Annotated in this window: 17 protein-coding genes and 1 pseudogene; 12 read left to right on the top strand and 6 right to left on the bottom strand. The window is 66.2% G+C overall.

Going from position 1 to position 18,819, the window contains the following annotated elements:
* Positions 1–149: 149 nt before the first annotated feature.
* The 4 genes from A1351_RS03210 to A1351_RS03225 all read left to right on the top strand — a co-directional run bounded on the left by A1351_RS03210 (position 150) and on the right by A1351_RS03225 (position 4,430).
* On the top strand, positions 150–2,111 hold the full coding sequence (locus A1351_RS03210) for a heme lyase CcmF/NrfE family subunit (protein ID WP_024881615.1): 1,962 nt from the start codon (positions 150–152) through the stop codon (positions 2,109–2,111).
* 173 nt (positions 2,112–2,284) lie between these two features.
* Complete coding sequence (locus A1351_RS03215; protein WP_064032171.1) at positions 2,285–2,773, top strand: cytochrome c-type biogenesis protein; 489 nt, start codon at positions 2,285–2,287, stop codon at positions 2,771–2,773.
* Between the two features lie 89 nt (positions 2,774–2,862).
* Positions 2,863–4,014, top strand: a complete 1,152-nt coding sequence (locus tag A1351_RS03220) for a DNA cytosine methyltransferase (protein ID WP_024877986.1) — start codon at positions 2,863–2,865, stop codon at positions 4,012–4,014.
* 5 nt (positions 4,015–4,019) lie between these two features.
* Positions 4,020–4,430 carry a very short patch repair endonuclease gene (locus A1351_RS03225; protein ID WP_064032173.1) on the top strand — a complete coding sequence of 137 codons (411 nt, stop codon included), beginning with the start codon at positions 4,020–4,022 and terminating at the stop codon, positions 4,428–4,430.
* Between the two features lie 50 nt (positions 4,431–4,480).
* Here A1351_RS03225 and efp read toward each other — a convergent pair whose 3' ends face one another.
* Positions 4,481–5,050 (bottom strand): elongation factor P, encoded by a 570-nt coding sequence (efp, locus tag A1351_RS03230; protein ID WP_024877988.1) that lies wholly within the window; start codon positions 5,048–5,050, stop codon positions 4,481–4,483.
* A gap of 183 nt (positions 5,051–5,233) precedes the next feature.
* Between efp and epmA the strand changes: the two genes are divergently transcribed.
* Positions 5,234–6,271, top strand: a complete 1,038-nt coding sequence (gene epmA, locus A1351_RS23620) for an EF-P lysine aminoacylase EpmA (RefSeq protein ID WP_083967064.1) — start codon at positions 5,234–5,236, stop codon at positions 6,269–6,271.
* A 56-nt stretch (positions 6,272–6,327) separates the two neighbouring features.
* Here the strand turns inward: epmA and A1351_RS25720 are convergent.
* Positions 6,328–7,236, bottom strand: a pseudogene (locus A1351_RS25720) (acyltransferase family protein); the annotation flags it as partial.
* A gap of 86 nt (positions 7,237–7,322) precedes the next feature.
* Here A1351_RS25720 and A1351_RS03245 point away from each other — a divergent pair.
* From A1351_RS03245 to A1351_RS03260, 4 genes are all read left to right on the top strand, one after another.
* On the top strand, positions 7,323–7,574 hold the full coding sequence (locus A1351_RS03245) for a type II toxin-antitoxin system Phd/YefM family antitoxin (RefSeq protein WP_026599693.1): 252 nt from the start codon (positions 7,323–7,325) through the stop codon (positions 7,572–7,574).
* Between the two features lie 60 nt (positions 7,575–7,634).
* Positions 7,635–8,768 carry a lysine-2,3-aminomutase-like protein gene (locus tag A1351_RS03250; protein ID WP_024877992.1) on the top strand — a complete coding sequence of 378 codons (1,134 nt, stop codon included), beginning with the start codon at positions 7,635–7,637 and terminating at the stop codon, positions 8,766–8,768.
* Between the two features lie 61 nt (positions 8,769–8,829).
* Positions 8,830–11,487 (top strand): DUF3772 domain-containing protein, encoded by a 2,658-nt coding sequence (locus A1351_RS03255; protein WP_064032177.1) that lies wholly within the window; start codon positions 8,830–8,832, stop codon positions 11,485–11,487.
* A 50-nt stretch (positions 11,488–11,537) separates the two neighbouring features.
* Positions 11,538–12,050 (top strand): CAP domain-containing protein, encoded by a 513-nt coding sequence (locus tag A1351_RS03260; protein ID WP_024877994.1) that lies wholly within the window; start codon positions 11,538–11,540, stop codon positions 12,048–12,050.
* Between the two features lie 4 nt (positions 12,051–12,054).
* On the opposite strand, the gene A1351_RS03265 is transcribed toward A1351_RS03260, so the two are convergent.
* Positions 12,055–12,243: a hypothetical protein gene (locus A1351_RS03265; RefSeq protein ID WP_024877995.1), complete on the bottom strand. Its 189-nt coding sequence runs from the start codon at positions 12,241–12,243 to the stop codon at positions 12,055–12,057.
* 155 nt (positions 12,244–12,398) lie between these two features.
* Here A1351_RS03265 and A1351_RS03270 point away from each other — a divergent pair, with 155 nt between their 5' ends.
* The 3 genes from A1351_RS03270 (at position 12,399) to A1351_RS03280 (ending at position 15,801) form a co-directional block, all read left to right on the top strand.
* A complete protein-coding gene (locus A1351_RS03270) occupies positions 12,399–13,454 on the top strand; it encodes a hypothetical protein (RefSeq protein ID WP_026599698.1) in 1,056 nt (351 codons plus the stop codon).
* A 190-nt stretch (positions 13,455–13,644) separates the two neighbouring features.
* On the top strand, positions 13,645–14,052 hold the full coding sequence (locus A1351_RS03275; protein ID WP_024877997.1) for a bacteriohemerythrin: 408 nt from the start codon (positions 13,645–13,647) through the stop codon (positions 14,050–14,052).
* Between the two features lie 126 nt (positions 14,053–14,178).
* Positions 14,179–15,801 (top strand): ABC-F family ATP-binding cassette domain-containing protein, encoded by a 1,623-nt coding sequence (locus A1351_RS03280; protein ID WP_064032179.1) that lies wholly within the window; start codon positions 14,179–14,181, stop codon positions 15,799–15,801.
* 12 nt (positions 15,802–15,813) lie between these two features.
* Here A1351_RS03280 and A1351_RS03285 read toward each other — a convergent pair whose 3' ends face one another.
* The 3 genes from A1351_RS03285 to A1351_RS03295 all read right to left on the bottom strand — a co-directional run bounded on the left by A1351_RS03285 (position 15,814) and on the right by A1351_RS03295 (position 18,740).
* Entirely contained in the window at positions 15,814–16,863 is a 1,050-nt protein-coding gene (locus A1351_RS03285; protein ID WP_051592591.1) for an alpha/beta hydrolase, read from the bottom strand.
* Positions 16,864–17,062: 199 nt separating this feature from the next.
* A complete protein-coding gene (locus A1351_RS03290; protein ID WP_064032181.1) occupies positions 17,063–18,181 on the bottom strand; it encodes a GTP-binding protein in 1,119 nt (372 codons plus the stop codon).
* Positions 18,182–18,191: 10 nt separating this feature from the next.
* The gene (locus tag A1351_RS03295; protein ID WP_064032183.1) at positions 18,192–18,740 is read right to left on the bottom strand and encodes a DUF3617 family protein; all 549 of its coding nucleotides are present in this window, start codon (positions 18,738–18,740) and stop codon (positions 18,192–18,194) included.
* Between the last annotated feature and the right edge of the window lie 79 nt (positions 18,741–18,819).

Below are 18,819 nucleotides of genomic sequence, written 5' to 3' on the forward strand. Positions count from 1 at the left end.
CACGGAACGCCCCGCGGCCCTGGATTGCTTCGCGTCGCTCGCAATGACGAAGCCGTCATTGCGAGGAGCGGAGCGACGAAGCAATCCAGAGCCGCGCCCGCGCTCTCGCATCGCTTCGTTCGCCATCACGCCTCGGGAGGGGTGAAGATATGATCGTCGAGACCGGCCATTTCGCGCTCGTTCTGGCGCTGGCTCTCGCGCTGGCGCAGGCCATTCTTCCCTTCGTCGGCGCTCGTCTTCGCGATGTGTCGCTGATGCGCGTCGCGCGCCCTGTGGCGGTGGCGCAATTTCTCCTCGTCGCCACGGCCTATGGCGCGCTGACCTATGCGCATGTCGTCTCGGATTTCTCGCTCGTCAATGTGATCGAGAACTCCCATTCCTTAAAGCCGATGATCTATAAAATCTCCGGCGTGTGGGGAAATCACGAAGGCTCCATGCTGCTGTGGGTGCTCGTGCTCTCCTCCTGCGGCGCGGCCATCGCTCTGCTCTCGCGCGCCATGCCGGATTTGCTGCGCGCCGACACGCTCGCCGTGCAGGGATTGATGGGCGCGGCCTTTCTCGCCTTCATCCTGCTCACCTCCAATCCTTTCGCGCGCGTCGCCGATCCGCCCTGGCAGGGCCGCGACCTCAACCCAATTCTGCAAGACCCCGGCCTCGCCATTCATCCGCCGCTGCTCTATCTCGGCTATGTCGGCTTCTCGATCGTCTTCTCCTTCGCCGCGGCGGCGCTGATCGGCGGACGCATAGACGCCGCCTGGGCGCGCTTCGTGCGGCCATGGACGCTCGCCGCCTGGATCTTCCTGACGCTCGGCATCGCAATGGGCTCCTACTGGGCCTATTACACTTTGGGCTGGGGCGGCTTCTGGTTCTGGGATCCGGTCGAGAACGCCTCGCTCATGCCCTGGCTCGCCGGCACGGCGCTGCTGCATTGCGCGGCGGTGATGGAGAAGCGCGAGGCGCTGAAGGTTTGGACGATCTTCCTCTCGATTCTCGCCTTCTCGCTGTCGCTGCTCGGCACTTTCCTCGTGCGCTCCGGCGTGCTCACCTCGGTGCACGCCTTCGCCAGCGATCCTCAGCGCGGCGTGTTCATTCTCGCCATACTCGTCGCCTTCATCGGCGGCGCGCTGGCGCTGTTCGCTTTTCGGGCCAGCGCTCTGCCGACGGGCGGCCTCTTCGCGCCGATCTCGCGCGAGGGCGCGCTGGTCGTCAATAATCTGCTGCTGACGGTCGCCTGCGCGACCGTCGTCATCGGCACGCTCTATCCGCTGGCGCTGGAGGCGCTGACCGGCGACAAAATTTCCGTCGGCGCGCCTTTCTTCGACACGGTGCTGATCCCGATCGCCCTGCCGCTCGTGCTGCTGATGCCGATCGGCCAAATGCTCGCCTGGAAGCGCGGCGATCTCCTCGCCGCCGTGCAGCGGCTGCGCGCTGCCTTTGCGGCGGGCGTCGTCGCGCTGGCGGCTTTCGGCGCGCTCTATGGCGCGCCGGTTCTCTCCATTGTGAGCGCCGGGCTCGCCGTCTATCTCGTCATCGGCGCCTTCACCGATATTGCGCAGCGCGCCGCGCAAGGAAATGCGCTCGCACGTTTGCGCGGGCTGCCGCTCTCGGCCTGGGGAACGTCGATCGCCCATGCGGGAATGGGCCTGTCGCTGCTCGGCCTCGCCGCGACTGGCTGGGGCGTCGAGCAGATCGTCGCCATGAAGCCGGGCGTCGCCCAAGAGGTCGGCCCCTACCAAATCACGATCGAGGACATCGCCTCGCGCGCCGGCCCCAATTATGCGGAAACTTACGCCGTCATGGCGCTGCGCAAGGGTGGCGAGACCATCGCGCGCATAGAGCCGGCGAAGCGCTTCTATCAGGCGCGGCGCATGGCGCGCACGGAGGCGGGCATCGTCACGCTCGGCCTCGGGCAGGTCTATGCGGCGCTCGGCGAGCAGCATGAGGACGGCACGCTGGACGCGCGGCTCTATTACAAGCCGCTGGTGTTGCTGATCTGGCTCGGCGCGGTGGTGATGGCGCTCGGCGGCGGCCTGTCGCTCGCCGATCGCCGCCTGCGCATCGGCGTCGCCAGCCGCGCCCGCACGGCTGCGCAGCCACAGGCCGCGGAGTGATGGGAATGGCGCGGAATCTCTCCCTTCTTCCTTCTCCCACTCGTGGGAGAAGGTGGCCCCGCGAAGCGGGGTCGGATGAGGGTCCCGCAGGCCCTCACCCGACTCGACTTCGTCGAGCCACCCTCTCCCGCAAGCGGGAGAGGGGAATCGCGCACATTGTTTCGGCTTGGCTTTTGAGCGTCGCGCTGCTCGCCCCCGCTCTCGCGGTGGAGCCGTCCGAAAAGCTCGCCGATCCCAAGCTCGAGGCGCGCGCGCGCGCCATCGCCAGCGAATTGCGCTGCCTCGTCTGCCAAAACCAATCCATCGACGATTCCGACGCGCCGCTCGCCAAGGACCTGCGCGTCATCGTGCGCGAGCGGCTGAAGGACGGCGCGAGCGACGCCGAGGTGCGCGATTATGTTGTGGCGCGCTACGGCGATTTCGTGCTGCTGCGCCCGCCGGTGAAGCGGGAGACTCTGCTGCTCTGGGCCGCTCCGGCGCTGGCGCTGATCGGCGGCGTCTGGGCGATCTTCGCCGCCGTGCGCCGCGGGCGTCGGCGCATCGATCCAGCGATGCTCACTGCGGAAGAACGCGCGCAATTGCAGGCGCTGGGCGTCGAGCCCCCTCCGTCCCCCGCTGACGCCGGACAGGGAAGCGGCAAAGGCGACGCGCAACCTTCATGAAGCGCCGAGTCCGCCCTCTCTCCCGCATAGCGGGGGAGGGCTGGGGAGGGGGCATGTCGCGGCCTCTCGAATCGCGCTAGACTCGCCGCATGGACAGACCGAGCTATTACGAATTCTTCGCTGGCGGCGGCATGGCGCGCGCCGGACTCGGCGCCGGCTGGCGATGCCTCTTCGCCAATGATTTCGACCTGAAGAAATGCGGGACCTATCGCGCCAATTGGGGCGGCGAGGAACTCTTCCCCGGCGACGTGCGCAAGGTGACGACCGCCGATCTGCCCGGCCGCGCCGATCTCGTCTGGGCCTCCTTCCCCTGTCAGGACCTCTCGCTCGCCGGCGCCGGCGCTGGGCTGAAGGGCGAGCGCTCGGGAACTTTCTGGCCCTTTTTCGAGATCGTCAAAGCGCTGCGCAAGGAAGGACGGCATCCGCCGCTGCTGGTGCTGGAGAATGTCTGCGGCGCGCTGACATCGCATGGGGGGAAGGATTTCGAATCGCTCTGCGGCGCGCTCGCCGGCGAAAACTATCGCTTCGGCGCGCTGGTCATAGACGCCGCGCTGTTCGTGCCACAATCGCGGCCACGCTTGTTCATCGTCGCGCTGCATGGCGATTTCGTCGCTCCCGCCGAGCTGACGACGGCGGAGCCCTCGCCGCTCTGGCATACGCGCGCGCTGCTCACGGCGCAGGAGCGCCTGCCGCGCGCGCTACGCGAGAACTGGATTTGGTGGCGCCTCGCCGCGCCCGCCGCGCGCAACACGCGCCTCGCCGATATTATCGACGACAGGCCGGAAGGCGTCGCCTGGCATGATCGAGAAGAAACGCAAGCGCTGCTCGCCAAGATGAGCGATCTCAATCGCGCCAAGGTGGAGGCGGCGAAGCGCGCCGGGCGGCGCATGGTGGGAACGCTCTATCGCCGCACGCGCTATGGCGCCGATGGCGAGAAGATGCAGCGCGCCGAGGCGCGTTTCGACGATCTCGCCGGCTGCCTGCGCACGCCCGCCGGCGGCTCCAGCCGACAAATCGTGCTGATCGTCGAAAAAGGCCGCGTGCGCTCGCGATTGATTTCCGCGCGCGAGACGGCGCGGCTGATGGGCCTGCCCGAGGATTACCAGCTGCCGCACAATTACAATGAGGCCTATCACCTCACCGGCGACGGCGTCGTCGCGCCCGTGGCGCGCCATATAGCGGCGCAAATTCTCGAGCCGCTGCTCATCGCGCTGCGCGGCCTCTCGAGAGCCGCCGCCTGACGGCGATGGCGGAAGACCCCGCCAAACGCTCCGCCATCATGCGCGCGGTGAAATCGCGCGACACATCTCCCGAAAAGCAAGTGCGCGCGCTGCTGCGCGGCTTCGCGCCGCATTATCGGCTGCATCGCAAGGATGTGCCGGGCAATCCCGATATCGCCTATGTCGGGAGAAAGCGCGCCATATTCGTGCATGGCTGCTTCTGGCACGGACATGATTGCGCGCGCGGCGCGCGAATGCCGAAAACCAACGCCGACTATTGGCGCGCCAAGATCGCGCGCAATCGCGCGCGCGACATTGCGCATCAGGAAAAGCTCGCGAGCCTCGGCTGGCGCGCGCTCATCGTGTGGGAATGCGAGCTGAAGGACCGCGCGGCGCTGGAAGCGAAGCTGCGGGAGTTCTTAGCGAATAGCGAATAGCGAATAGAAGGAAGCTCTATTCGCTACTCCCTACTCGCTATTCGCTCGAATCAATCCTTCGCGCGCTCGACGTAAGAGCCGTCTTCCGTCTGGATGACGATGCGCGTGCCGGCCTGAATATGCGGCGGCACCATCACGCGGGCGCCATTGGAGGCGATGGCGGGCTTGTAGGAAGAGGAGGCCGTCTGGCCCTTCATCGCCGGCTCGGTCTCGGTGATCTCGAGCGTGACGCGCGCCGGGAGCTGGATTCCAACCGCCACGCCATTGAACAGCGACAGAATGCAGACCATGCCTTCCTGCAGCCATTGCGCCTGATCGCCGAGCACATCCTTGGGCACGATGACCTGGTCGTAGGTCGCGGTGTTCATGAAGGTGAAGCCATCGTCGTCGCCGAAGAGATAGCTGAAATCCTGATCCTCGACGAAGGCCCGCTCGACCTGCTCGGTGGTCTTGTAGCGGTCGGCGACCTTCACCCCGTCGGAAAGGCGGCGCATGTCGATCTGCGTCGTGGGCGTGCCCTTGCCGGGGAAGAAGCTCTCGGCCTTCAGAACGACATAGAGATGGCCGTCCTCCTTCTCGATGATATTGCCCTTTCGGATCGAGCTGGCGATGACTTTCACGTGTTTTATCCTCGATTGCTGGCCGCGTTCGGCCGGTCTATGAACGGCTCGGACCCTTTTCTGATCCGGTCGGATCAAAAAAGGGTCCGATTCGCATTGGAGCGATCAGATCGCTCGAAAAAGGCTCGTCCGCGCCTCTCGCGCGGGACCCGGCCGCCGCCCTCGAACCCTATGGCTCGACGAATGACGCGAGTGTCGCCCTGGTGGGCCAGGGATGTTTACGCCGATCGCAAGCCATTTCTCAAGGCTCGCGCGCGGATCGCCGCAGCCCTGCGGCAGTTTTTCTCTGCCCAAGGCTTTGCCGAGGTGGAGACGGCGGCCCTTCAGCTCTCGCCCGGCAATGAGACCCATATTTCGGCTTTCGGCGTCGATCTCGTCTCCGACGCAGGTGAGGCGAGCCGGCTCTATCTCCATACGTCGCCGGAATTTTCCTGCAAAAAGCTGCTGGCGGCGGGGGAGGAGCGCATCTTCACCTTCGCCCGCGTGTTCCGCAACCGCGAGCGCAGCGCCCTCCACCATCCCGAATTCACCATGCTGGAATGGTATAGGGCGAATGAGCCGCCGGAGCGGCTGATGGAGGATTGCGCCGGCCTGCTCGCCGCCGCGGCCGAGGCGCTGGGCGTCGAGCGATTCGCCTATAGAGGCGCGAGCGTCGACCCTTATGAGGAGCCGGAGGCGATCTCCTGCCGCGAGGCCTTCGACCGCTACGCCGGCATGGACCTCGCCACGCTGCTCGGCGACCGCGACGGCCTCGCCCGCGCCGCCGCGCTGGACGGGATACGCGTCGCCGAGGACGATGATTGGTCCGACCTCTTCAGCAAGATTCTCTCCGAGAAAGTGGAGCCGCAGCTCGGCCGGGCGCGCGCGACCCTGCTCTGCGACTATCCGGCGAGCGAGGCGGCGCTGGCCCGGCCCAAGGCCGACGACCCGCGCTTCGCCGAACGCTTCGAGCTTTTCGCCTGCGGGGTGGAGCTCGCCAATGGCTTCGGTGAGCTGACCGACCCGGCCGAGCAGCGCCGCCGTTTCGAGGAGCAGATGGAGAAGCGCGCCCGCATCTATGGCGACCGCTATCCGGTGGACGAGGATTTCCTCGAAGCGCTGGCCCATATGCCGCCGGCGAGCGGCATAGCGCTCGGCTTCGATCGGCTGGTCATGCTGGCCAGCGGGGCGGAGCGCATCGAGCAGGTCTTGTGGACGCCGGTGGCGGAAAAGGGGACGTAGCCGCCGCGCCTTTCGCGCTGCCGATCGATGGCGTGGAATGCGAGCAGCGCCGTCGCCAGCGCGAGAGCCAGCAGCGCCTCCGGCGCGCGAAGGCCGAAGATCGCATAGCCCATGATCATCGCCGGAAAATGGAAAAGATAGAGCGGATAGGAGAAGGCCCCGAGATAGGCGGCCACTCCGCGCAGCCGCTGCGGAAAGGCGATCCTGCCGCGAAGGAGAAGCGCGGCGAGCGGCGCGAGAAAAGTGACGACGGCCAAGGGCTCCGGCGTCATCGGCCCGAAGCGCACCGCCGCCGCGCCGAGGACGGCGAAGCCGAGCGTCGCGACGGACCGCTCCCACCACAAAAGAAAGCCGAGCAGCCAGCACCAGAGATAATCCAGCGCATTGGATTTGAGCAGCGCCCGATAGGCGAGGCCGAAATCGGCGCTACGCGGCAGCAGAAAGCAGAAGAGGGACAGAGCCATCAGCGCGAGCAGGCGCTTTTGCTCGAGGCGCCGGAAGAAGGGCGCGAGCAGATAATAGAAGACCTCTATCGCCAGCGACCACAGCGGCCCGTCGAATTGCAGAGGCCGCACGAAAAAAGCCTGCAGGAAAAATAGATTGCCGAGCGCGGCCGAATACTTCTCGCCCTCGATCGAGAAGGCGCCGATCTGGACATGGCCGTTCGTGGCGGCCTCGACCAGCAGCGACAGCGCCACCGCCCCGAGATAGAGCGGATAGATGCGCAGCAAGCGCCTCAGATAGAAGCCTTTTTCCTCGCGCTCCAGCGAGGCGGCGATGGAAAAGCCGGACATCAGCAAAAAGCCGAGCACCGCGGCCTTGCCGCCGAAATCGTCGAATGTCTCGACAAAGCCGCCGGAGGCCGCCGGATACCAGCTCAAATGCCCGGACAGGACCACGAAGGCGAGGAAGAAGCGCAGCAGCGCCAGAATCTCCCATGGCGCGTTTTGGGTGGTGACGGGCATAGGGGCTCGAGAACGAGGGGACGTGCTGCGACACTATAAGCGAATATCCCTCGTCACGGCGAACCGCCCGGGATAGCATCGCCGCCATGCGCGTCATCGACATCCACGAAGCGAAACGACGCCTCTCACAGCTCGTCGACGAGGCGGCTCGCGGAGAATCCTTCGTCGTTGCAAAAGACGGCGAGCCCCTCGTCGAGGTCTCGGCGTTCGCGGCGACGCCGTCTGGCCGAGTCGAAAGGCTCGGCTTCATGGCCGGCCATTTTCAGACGCCCGACGATTCCGATCGCATGGGCGCGCCGGAGATCGAGCGGCTCTTCGGCTCGCGCTCGCGAAATTGAGCGCGTCACGCCGCCGAAAGTCCCGTTGCCACGCGTGAATTCGGCCGTATAAGCGGCCCGATGACCGAGGACAGCGCCCGTTATCGCCTGGAGCGGAGCGACGAGACGATTCTGGTGCCGCAGGGCTCCGGCTCGCCGCGCGCCGCGACCGCGACCTCCGTGGCCGAGCTCGCCGCCGCCGGGCTGGTGGAGCCGGCGCGAGCGGCGGCGCTGGCGGCCGTCGAGGCGCGCTATAGCGTCGCCGTGACGCCGGAAATCGCCGCGCTGATCGACAGCGCCGATCCGGCGGACCCGATCGCCCGGCAATTTCTGCCCGACCTCCGCGAGCTGGAGACGCTCCCGGAGGAACGGGCCGATCCGATCGGCGACGACGCCTTCAGCCCGGCGGAAGGGCTGGTGCATCGCTATCCCGATCGCGTGCTGCTGAAGCTGCTCTCGGTCTGCCCGGTCTATTGCCGCTTCTGCTTTCGCCGCGAGACCGTCGGTCTCGGCAAGGGCGCCATGCTCTCCGACGAAGCCGTGGACAAAGCGCTCGCCTATGTCGCTGAGCGGCCGCAGATTTTCGAGGTCATTCTCACCGGCGGCGATCCGCTGGCGCTCTCGGCCCGGCGGCTGCGCATGGTCGCCGAAAAGCTCGCCGCCATTCCGCATGTCGCCGTGCTGCGCGTCCACACGCGCGTTCCGATCGCCGCGCCGCGCCTCGTCACGCAGGAGCGGCTGGCGGCGCTGAAGGCGAGCGGCAAGGCCGTCTATATGGTGCTGCACGTCAATCACGCCCGCGAGCTGTCGGCCGCGGCGCGCGAGGCCGTGGCCGGCATCCAGAGCGCGGGCGTTTCGACTCTGGCGCAGACCGTGCTGCTCGCCGGCGTCAACGACGCGGCCGACACGCTCGAGCAGCTGATGCGCGCTCTGGTGACGGCGCAGATCAAGCCCTACTATTTGCACCATCCCGATCTCGCGCCGGGCACCGGCCATTTCCGCCTCTCGCTGGAGCGCGGGCAGGCGCTCTATGCGGAGCTGGCGCGACGGGTCTCGGGCGTCGCGCTTCCCTCTTACGTTCTCGACATTCCCGGCGGCTACGGTAAGGTTCCGCTTCAGCAATCCCATCTCGAGCGCGATGCAGACGGCGGCTGGCTCGTCCGCGACCGCGCCGGAGAGCGAAGGCCCTATCCGGCGGGAGATCGCGGCCAATAGATGGCGCCCCGCCGTCGGCGTCGCCGCAAGATTGGCAAATTGTTCGTCTCATTGCGCGTATATGGCTCGTCTCATCAACGAAAGCTTCGCCTTGCGCCGTTTTCTCGCCCTCTGCCTCATCCTCTTCTTCGCCGGCGCCGCTGTCGCCGCGGAGCCCTCTTCCACGCTCGAGCAGTTCAACACGCGGCTCGACGCCGCCCGCGCGACGCTCGAGGAAGTGGAGACCGCCCTCGCCGATCCCTCGCTCAATGACGCCACGCTCAGGAGCCTGCGCGATCGGGTCGATGCGCTGCCGGCCGAGCTGCAGGATGTGATCGACCGGCTGACGCCGCGCCTCGCCGCTTTGCAGGCGCGGCTCGACGAGCTGTCCGGCCCGGCCAAGCCCGTCGGCGAGACGAAGGAGGCGCCCGCCGCTGCGCCGCCCGCTGCGCCGGCCGAGGCGCCGCCCAAGAAGGAGGAGCCCGCCCCCGGCAAAGGCGCGCGCGCTCCCGGCAATGGCAGAGCCATCATCGCCAAAGCCTCGGCCGAGACGCGCTCTCTGCCCACGGCCGTCCCCGCGCCCGCGCCTGCCCCCGCTCCGGCGGTGGATAGCGGCTCGCTGGCGACGGCGAGCGTCAACGCCGAATTCGCCGAGCAGAAAAAGCTCTATGAAGAGGTGGACGCGACGCTGAAGCGCGCGAGGGCGCTGTCGATCGAGACGCGGCAGACCGCTCTGGTGATCCGCGCGCGGCAGCGGTCGCTCTTCGCCAAGACGCTGTTCCTGCGCACCAGCGGTCTGTTCTCGCCCGCACTGTGGAGCGCCGCTCTGCAGGAGCTTCCCTATGACGCCAAGGTCTTCGGCCTGCTGCTGGAACAGCGCGGAGAGGCCGTCTCGGCGCGGCTGCGCAATGGGCAGATCGAGACTTTTCTGGCGACGATATTTTTCACGCTGCTGCTCGGCGTCCCGGCGATTCTCTTCGCCCGCCGCTTCTCGAAGCGCGAGGCGGCGGTCGAGGCGCCGGATCGGTTCCACAAGGCGGCGGCGGCGTTGACGACGACCATTGTGACCGCAGCGCTGCCGATCGCCATCGTCGCGGCCATCGCTTTGGCGCTCGACGGCTTTCAGCTCGAGGACGCCGTTCTCGCGCCCCTCGGCCGGCGACTGTCCGAATCCGTGACTTTCGTCGCCGTTTCTTATGGGCTGGCGCGCGGACTGCTGGCGCCAGGCCTACCACAATGGCGGCTCGTCGGCTTGGGCGATCGGCTCTCGCGGCGGATGCTCTATCTCGCGGTTCTCATCGGCTTCGTCGCCGCGGCGACGCGCGTTCTGGAGCAGATCGCCGAATTCGTGCAGGCGAGCCTTCCGGTGATCGTGCTGACGCGCGGCGCCGGCGCCTTGTTCATCGCCATCGTCTTTCTCATCGTCACCGTCGCCACGCGCCATGAGACATGCGAGGGCGACCCCGGCGCCGATCTCGAGGGGCGCGACCGGATCTACGCCCTTCGTCTGCTCGCCTGGGTGGAGATCGTCGTCATCACGGGGGCGCTCGCGGCGGGCTATGTCGCCTTCGCCAACTTTCTGGTGTTGCAGCTCGCCTGGCTCGCGGCGGTCGGCACGGCGCTCTTTCTCCTGCTCGCCTTCGTCGAGACCGGCCTTCAGCGCCTCTTCCAGCCGGAGACGCCGCTCGGGCGGACCCTCGTCTCCGGTTTCGGCGCGAGGCAAGAATCGCTCTGCCAGCTCGCTGTGGTGTTGACCGGCGTCGCGACGCTCGGCCTCTACGCCTTCGCGCTCTTCGTCGCGCTGGTGCCATATGGATTCCAATCCGGCGATTTCTTCGGCAATCTGCAGACAGCCTATGCCGGCTTCAAGATCGGCGAAGTCACCATCTCGCCGGCCGGCATGGCGACGGCGCTCGCCCTCTTCGCGCTCACCTACGGGGCGACCAAGGCGCTGCGCCGCTGGCTCGATCAGCGCCTGCTGCCGCTGACGCGGCTCGACATGGGCCTGCGCCATTCCATCGGCGCCAGCCTCGGCTATGCCGGATTCATTCTCGCCGTCTCTGTGGCGCTGGCCGAGCTCGGCCTCAGCCTCGAGCGGCTCGCCATCGTCGCGGGCGCGCTGTCGGTCGGCATCGGCTTCGGCCTGCAGTCGATCGTCAATAATTTCGTCTCCGGCCTCATCCTGCTGTGGGAGCGGGCGATCCGCGTCGGCGATTGGGTCGTGCTCGGCGACGAGCAGGGCTATGTGAAGCGCATCAATGTGCGCTCCACCGAGATCGAGACATTCGATCGCGCGACGATGATCGTGCCCAATTCCAATCTCGTTTCCGGCGTGGTTAAGAATTGGTTGCGCAACGATCGCATCGGCCGCATCAAAATCGCCATCGCCCCGCATTCGGGCGTCGATCCCGAGCAGATTCGGGAGCTATTGCTCGCCGCCGCCAAGGCGCAGGACGGGCTGCTGCGCATTCCGGCGCCGCAAGTGATGTTCCTCTCCATGGAGCAGACGGCCTTCCGTTTCGAGCTGTGGTGCTATGTCGAGGATGTCGAGCAGGCGACGCGGGTGAAGAGCGATCTGCTCTTCGACATTTATCGCCGCTTCGCCGAGGCGGAAGTGAAGATTTCCGCCCCCGCGCCGGCGCCGGCGGTGGTGCAGGTGATGGGGCTGGAGCCTTTCGCGCCATCGCCGCGCGCGCTGGAGACCACACGTGAGCGGGACTATGCGGTCGCCGGCGAATGAGTGTAGAAGGCGCGCGCGTTCCGCTTCCTTCCGCTCACAGACAAAAGCGCATGTCTCACTCCCTTCGCTTCCTCGCGCCGGCCGCGGCGCTGCTCGCGCTCGCATCCTGCACGAGCGAGAGCCGTCTGCCGAAAGAGCCCGAGCAGCCGAGCTTCTATCGCTCGCTCGCCGCGCCGAACGCGCGCGTCGACGCCGAGGCGGCGCGGGACATGATCTCGCTCTATCGCAGCAACAATGGGCTCTCGGCGCTGGCGCTGGACGCCTCGCTGCAAGAGGCCGCGCAGGCGCAGGCGAGCGCCATGGCCTCCGCCAATTCGCTGAGCCATGAGGTGCGCGGAACGCTGGACATGCGCCTCACCGCGCGCGGAATGCGCAGCGTCAGCGCGGCGGAGAATGTCTCGGCCGGCTATCACACGCTCGCCGAGGCGTTCTCGGGATGGCGGCAGTCGCCGCCGCACAATAAGAATTTGCTGATGAAGAAAGCGACGCGCATGGGCATTGCGACCGCCTATGCGCCCAATGCGAAATACAAGGTCTATTGGGCGCTGATCCTCGCCGACTGACGGCTCAGGCCCGGCGCTTGCGCTTGCGGCCGCCGCCCGTCGCCTTGCCGCCGCCCCCCGGCGTTTTCGTCGCCGCATCCTCCGGCCGCACATAACGCACGCCGAGAAAGAAAAGTATTTGCGCCTCGCCGACGGCGGGCGGCGCTTGCGGCGCCGGCCGCGCCTTCGAGGAGAAGGCTATGAGCTCGCCCATTTCATCGCCCCCGCAATGAACCGGCCCCCGCAATGAACCGCGCAAATCGCGCGATCGGTCGATAGGGCGATTAGGGGCCGCCGAGGGTTAATGTTGCGTCAATGTCCACGCGCTAAAATCGCTGTTCGTGTATTAAGTTTGCGATTGGTGCGTATATGCCACGAGGCGAAAGCGAAAATCGGAAGGCCGAGGCGGCTCTGTTCCGCGAGATCGTCGACCAGTTCGTCGCGCGTCCGCTGCATCCGGCGGCCGATATAGAGCAGTTCGAGACGCTCGTCGGAGGCTTCATCGATGTGCTCGACGCCGATGTGGTCGCCGAGCGGGCTTTGGAGTTGTGCCGCCATCCGGACACGCCGCGCGGAATCGTCGCGCGGCTGCTGGACAAAGGCGGGCGCGTCTCGCGCATCGCCATAGAATATGCGCCGGTCATTCACGCCGGCCTCGTGCGCGCGCTCGCCGAGCATGGCTCCGCGGAGCTCGCCGTCGCCATCGCCCGCCGCTCCTCGCTGGAGCGCAAGATCGTCGCCGGCCTCGCCTCGCGCGGCGAGAGCGAGGTGCTCTGCGCGCTCGCCGCCAACCGGCGCCTGCATCTCGATCAGGCGGCGCGGCGCTCGCTGCTGCAGGCGGCGCGCGACGACCTGCGGCTCGCCCGCATATTGCTGGACCGCGCCGATCTCGCGGTGGACCCGGAAGCGCTGTTCCTCGCCGCCGATTCCGGCGAGCGCTCACGCATTCTGCTGGAGGCGGCGACGCAGGCTCTCGTCTCGAATGGGCCGGAATATGTCGCGCGGCCCGCGCCCGCGCTGGCCGAGGAGATCGACGCCTGCGCCGTCGCGCGCGATTTCGAGGGTCTGGCCGAGGCGCTGGCGGAAGCGCTCGACTGCCGCAAGTCGCGCGCGCGCGCCATTCTCATGGACAAAAGCGGGGAGGCGCTGGCGCTCGCCCTGCTCGCGCTCGGCGTATGCGAGGACACGGCGATCCGCATTTTCCTCGGCTCCGAGCGCGCCTCGCCGGATGTGGAGCGCATACGCTCTCTCATCGCGCTGATGCGCTCGACGCCGCCGCGCGCCGCGCAAAGGCTCGTCGCCGCCATGACCGGCTCGCTGCGCCAGGAGAAGGAGCGCGCCGCCGCCGCTTCCGCACGCCCCGGCGCCGTAGAGCAGAAGCGCAGGCGCAGGCAGAAGAGCCAGGCCGCCAAAGCGCAGGCGTGACAGCTGCTCGAGATGCGAGCCTCTAAGGCTCGCTCTCGTCTGGCGCGCCCCTAAGGCCGCATCATGCCGCAGCGGCAATTCGTCCTTTATTGACGCTCATCAACGACGTGCGGCGACGCGCCCTTTACGCGACTCTTCGTTCGGTCGCGGCGCGCCTCGATCGAACCAATCATTCGATGGAGGAAAAGGCATGTCGCTCATCACCTGGACGCCAGAGCAATTCGCCACCAACGTCTCCAAGCATGACATAGAGCATCAGGAAATTTTCCGTCTGCTGAATGTTCTCGGCGATGCGGTCGCGAGCGGCGATCGCGACGCCGTCGGCCGCGATCTCGACGCGCTCATCGCTTATGTGGCCGAGCATTTCGCCTCGGAAGAAGCGAATTTCGAAGCCTATGGCTATCCGGCCTTTCCAGGCCACAAGGCCGAGCACGACAAGCTGGTCGCCGCAGCGCTCGATCTGCAGAAGAAGTTCCACGCCGGCGAGGCGGAAGTGACCGCCGATACGGCGGCGTTTCTCGTCGGCTGGCTGACCGATCATATTCCGAAAATCGACAAGCTCTACGGCTCCTTCCTCAATGAGAAGGGCGTCGCGTAAGACGCGCGCGGTTTTCCTCTCCCCGCGCCGACGGGGAGAGGACGAGATCGCCCGAGACGGCCCGGTTTCGGGAATCCGCCTCGCTATGTCATAAGACCCGCGCAATTCACAGATAAGCGCGCGGACATGATACGCCTCGAGAACATCAGCAAGCAGAACGGCCAGCAGCTCCTCTTCATCGAAACGTCGGCGGCGCTGCTTCCCGGCGAGAAGGTCGGACTGGTCGGCCCCAATGGCGCCGGCAAGACGACGCTCTTCCGCATGATCGCGGGCCAGGAGCGGCCGGATGAGGGCCAGGTGTCGGTCGATCGCGGCGTCACCATCGGCTATTTCAACCAGGATGTCGGCGAAATGGCCGGCCGCAGCGCCGTCGCCGAGGTGATGGACGGCGCAGGCCCGGTGAGCGCCGTCGCCGCCGAGCTGGCCGAGCTCGAGGCCGCCATGGCCGATCCCGACGCCGCAGAGAATTTCGACGCGATCCTCGAGCGCTATGGCGAGGTCCAGGCGCGTTTCGAGGAGCTGGACGGCTATGCGCTGGACGGTCGCGCGCGCGAGGTGCTGGCCGGTCTCGGCTTCAGCCAGGAAATGATGGACGGGGATGTGGGGCAATTGTCTGGCGGCTGGAAGATGCGCGTCGCGCTGGCGCGCATTCTGCTGATGCGCCCGGACGCCATGCTGCTCGACGAGCCGAGCAACCATCTCGATATCGAAAGCCTGATCTGGCTCGAGGGATTTTTGAAAGGCTACCCCGGCGCGCTGCTGATGACCTCGCATGATCGCGAGTTCATGAATCGCATCGTCGGCAAGATCATCGAGATCGACGGCGGCTCGCTCAACTCCTATTCCGGCGATTATGAATTCTACGAGCGCCAGCGCGCGCAGAATGAATTGCAGCAGCAGGCGCAATTCGAGCGGCAGCAGGCCATGCTCGCCAAGGAGATCAAATTCATCGAGCGCTTCAAGGCGCGCGCCTCGCATGCCGCGCAGGTGCAGAGCCGCGTGAAGAAGCTCGACAAGATCGAGCGCGTCGAGCCGCCGCGCCGGCGCCAATCGGTCGCTTTCGAATTCGCGCCGGCGCCGCGCTCCGGCGAGGAGGTGGCGACGCTCTCGCGCGTCTCCAAGCGCTATGGCTCGCGCAGCATTTACGAGGGCCTCGATTTTCAGGTGCGGCGCAGGGAGCGCTGGTGCGTGATGGGCGTCAATGGCGCCGGAAAATCCACGCTATTGAAGCTCATCGCCGGCGCCGCGCAGCCGGACGAAGGCGCGGCGGCGCTCGGCGCCAATGTGAAGATGGGCTATTTCGCGCAGCACGCCATGGAGCTGCTGAACGGCGAGCACAGCGTCTTCGAGGCGCTGGAGGACGCATTTCCGCAAGCGGGACAAGGCGCGCTGCGCACGCTCGCCGGCTGCTTCGGCTTTTCCGGCGATGATGTGGAGAAGAAATGCCGCGTGCTCTCCGGCGGCGAGAAGGCGCGGCTGGTGATGGCGAAAATGCTCTATGACCCGCCGAATTTCCTGGTGCTGGACGAGCCGACGAACCATCTCGATCTCGGCACCAAGGAGATGCTGGTCGAGGCGCTCGCGGCCTATGAGGGCGCCATGCTGTTCGTCTCGCACGACCGGCGCTTTCTGGCGTCGCTCTCCAATCGCGTGCTGGAGGTGACGCCGGAGGGCGTGCATCAGTTCGGCGGCGGCTATACGGAATATGTCGCCCGCACCGGGCGCGAGGCGCCGGGCGTGCACGGGTGAGCATGGCCTCGCTCAGCGCGCGAGATGCCGGTCGAAAAAGGCTTTCATCTTGGCGACGGCGAGGCGCGATTCCGGCGCGTTCGGAATCTGCCCCTGGAACACATGCGGCATGCCTTCATAGACGTCGAGCTTGGCGGTTCCCCCCGCCGCTTCGATCGCCTGATACAGTCGCACCGAATCGCTGAGCAGAATTTCCCGCGTGCCCACCTGAATGAGAGCGGGCGGAAAGCCTTTCTCGAAATCGCCATGGACGGGCGAGACGTGAGGATGCGCCCAATCCTTCTCATCCGCATAGGCGAGCATGGCGTTTTTGATCTGGCGCTCATAGGACATGATCGGATCGGCGTCGCGCAGCGTGACGCGCGTGTCGGCGGCGTTGCGAAAATCGGCCGTCAGCGACCATGTCGCCACGGCGCCCGGCAGGCCGAGGCCTTCGTCGCGCATCTTCAGCGTCGTCGCGACAGCGAGATTGCCGCCGGCGGAATCGCCGAACATGGCGATGCGCCGCATTTGCGCGCCGCCGGCGAGCAGGCGCTTGACGACGGCGACCACATCTCCCGTGATCTGCGGCCATTTCGCCGCCGGCGCGAGTCGATAATCGACGACGACGATGCGACGGCCGAAGACGCGCGCGAGCTTCGCCATTCCCTCGAGCGCGCCACGCGCGTCGAAATACACGAAGGCGCCGCCATGGAGATAGACGACGACCGATCCGTCATCGACGAGCCCGTTTGGCGCAATGTCGAAATAGGAGACGCCGTCGGTCTCGATTCGCGACACGGCGACGCCCTTTGCCCGCAAGGCGGCGAGATCGACCTCGCGCGCCGCAGCGGCCGCCGCCTGCAGCCGCGCCCAGCCATCATGATCGCCGGGCTCCGGCAAAGTGGGGATGATGGCGTGATCGCCGCCGATTTTCGCCAGCAGCCGCTTGCCGTCCGTCGAAATCGTTTCGGGAACCCAAGCATAGGCGGAAGTGTGGGCCGGATCGGCCGCCGACGTCGGCCGCAGCAGCGCGACCAGCAGCAATCCCGCCACAGCGCAATGCGCGAGCGATTCCTTCAAGCTTTCACCCCGATCGCAAGACGGGCGGCGCCACGTCTCGAGCGGAGCAGAATGCGCGAGACGCTTTTCTAATTCTTTGCTCGATCGCGATGACTATTTCTATCCGATGACTCGCTGGCGCCGAAAGGGAGGCGCTCGCTCTCCCTGCGAGGAAAACGCGCGGCGAGAGACCCTCGCCGCGCGCCGAATTGCGGAAAGATCACATCCGCCGCAGCACGTCCTTCTCGAAGCACTCGCGGATCGTCTCTTCCTTCAGCTTGCGGCCGATGAAGACGAGGCGCGCGCTGCGTTTCTCGTCGGGGCGCCAGTCGCGCTGCAGATCTCCGTCCAGAATCATATGCACGCCCTGGAAGACAAAGCGCTTCGGCTCGTTGGTGAAGGCGACGATGCCCTTGCAGCGCAGAATATCCGCGCCCTCGCGCTGAACGAACTCATTGAGCCAGGGCACGAAGACATTGGGATCGAGCTCGCCCTCGTGGAGAATGGAGACCGAGCCCATCTCCTCATCGTGATAATGCTTCAGCCCATGGCCGTGATCGTCGTGATGCGCGTGCGCGTGATGGTCATGATGCTCGTGCTCGTGATGATGATCGTGGCCGCAATCCGGCCCGCACTCGTGGTCATGGCCCTGCTCATGTTGGCCGTGATCATGATCGTGATGATCGTGATCCTCCGCCTCGAGGAAGCGCGGCTCTATCTCCAATATGCGATCGAGATCGAAAGCATTGCGCTCCAGCACCGCCTCGATCGGCACCTGCGCCTTCACCGCATGATGCAGCGTCGCATAAGGATTGATGGCGCGAATTCGGCCCTCGACCTCGGCCAGCTCCTCGCGCGTGACGAGATCGGTCTTGTTCAGCACGATCACATCGGCGAAGGCGATCTGATTCTTCGCCTCCGGCGCATCGGCGAGGCGCTGCGCCAGAAATTTGGCGTCGGCGAGCGTCACCACCGCGTCGAGCCGCGCCGCCGCCTTCACATCCGCGTCGACAAAGAAGGTCTGCGCGACCGGCGCGGGATCGGCGACGCCGGTCGTCTCCACGATTATGGCGTCGAACTTGCCGCGGCGCTTCAGCAGACCTTCGATGATGCGGATGAGATCGCCGCGCACTGTGCAGCAGATGCAGCCATTGTTCATCTCGAAGATTTCCTCGTCCGCGCCGACGACGAGGTCATTGTCTATGCCGATCTCGCCGAACTCATTGACGATGACGGCGTAGCGCCGTCCGTGCTGCTCGGTGAGGATGCGGTTCAGCAGCGTCGTCTTGCCGGCGCCGAGATAGCCGGTGAGGACGGTGACGGGAATCTTGTCGGTCAAGGCGGTTCTCCTATTGCGCGTTCTTGCGAAGCTGATCGCGCTTCTTCATGAGTTCCTGCATGTTCATTTGCCCGCCCTGCAGCCCCGGCATCGCGATGTCGCCCGGCTTCTGGCCCGGCTTGCACGGACCGAGCCACTTCGCCTCGAGCACCATATCCGCGGAGGCGAGGTTATGGATCGGCGGCGTATAAGTGATGTGAAGCTCGCCGCGATAGGCGGAGTCGAAGCTCCCGGTGAAAACGCCTTCCGTCTTCGTCACCGACTTGTCGAGCTTGCAGACCGAGCTGACGCGATATTTATCGCCGTCGCGGGTGAAGCTCAGCTTCTCACATTTCGGCCCGTTTTCGCCGATGTTCTGGCGCAGAATGTCGTCCGTCTTCTCGTCGATGCACATTTCCACCTCGCCGCTCGGCGAGGGCGCGCCCTGCATGACATGCTCCATGCGCCAAAGGCCGGGCTTGCGGCGCGGCGTCTCATCCGCGGCGGCCGGAAGGACAGGCGAAAAGACAGGGAGACAGAGCACGCAAAAAGCGGCGCCGAGAGACAGGTGAAATCGCATGGGACAGGCTCCAGGGCGCGGGATCGCCAGCGCGCCTGAGAATAGTATAAACGAAAATCCGGCCGAAAATCGTCGGGCG

It is taken from the genome of Methylosinus sp. R-45379 (assembly GCF_001644125.1).
Lineage (GTDB): Bacteria > Pseudomonadota > Alphaproteobacteria > Rhizobiales > Beijerinckiaceae > Methylosinus.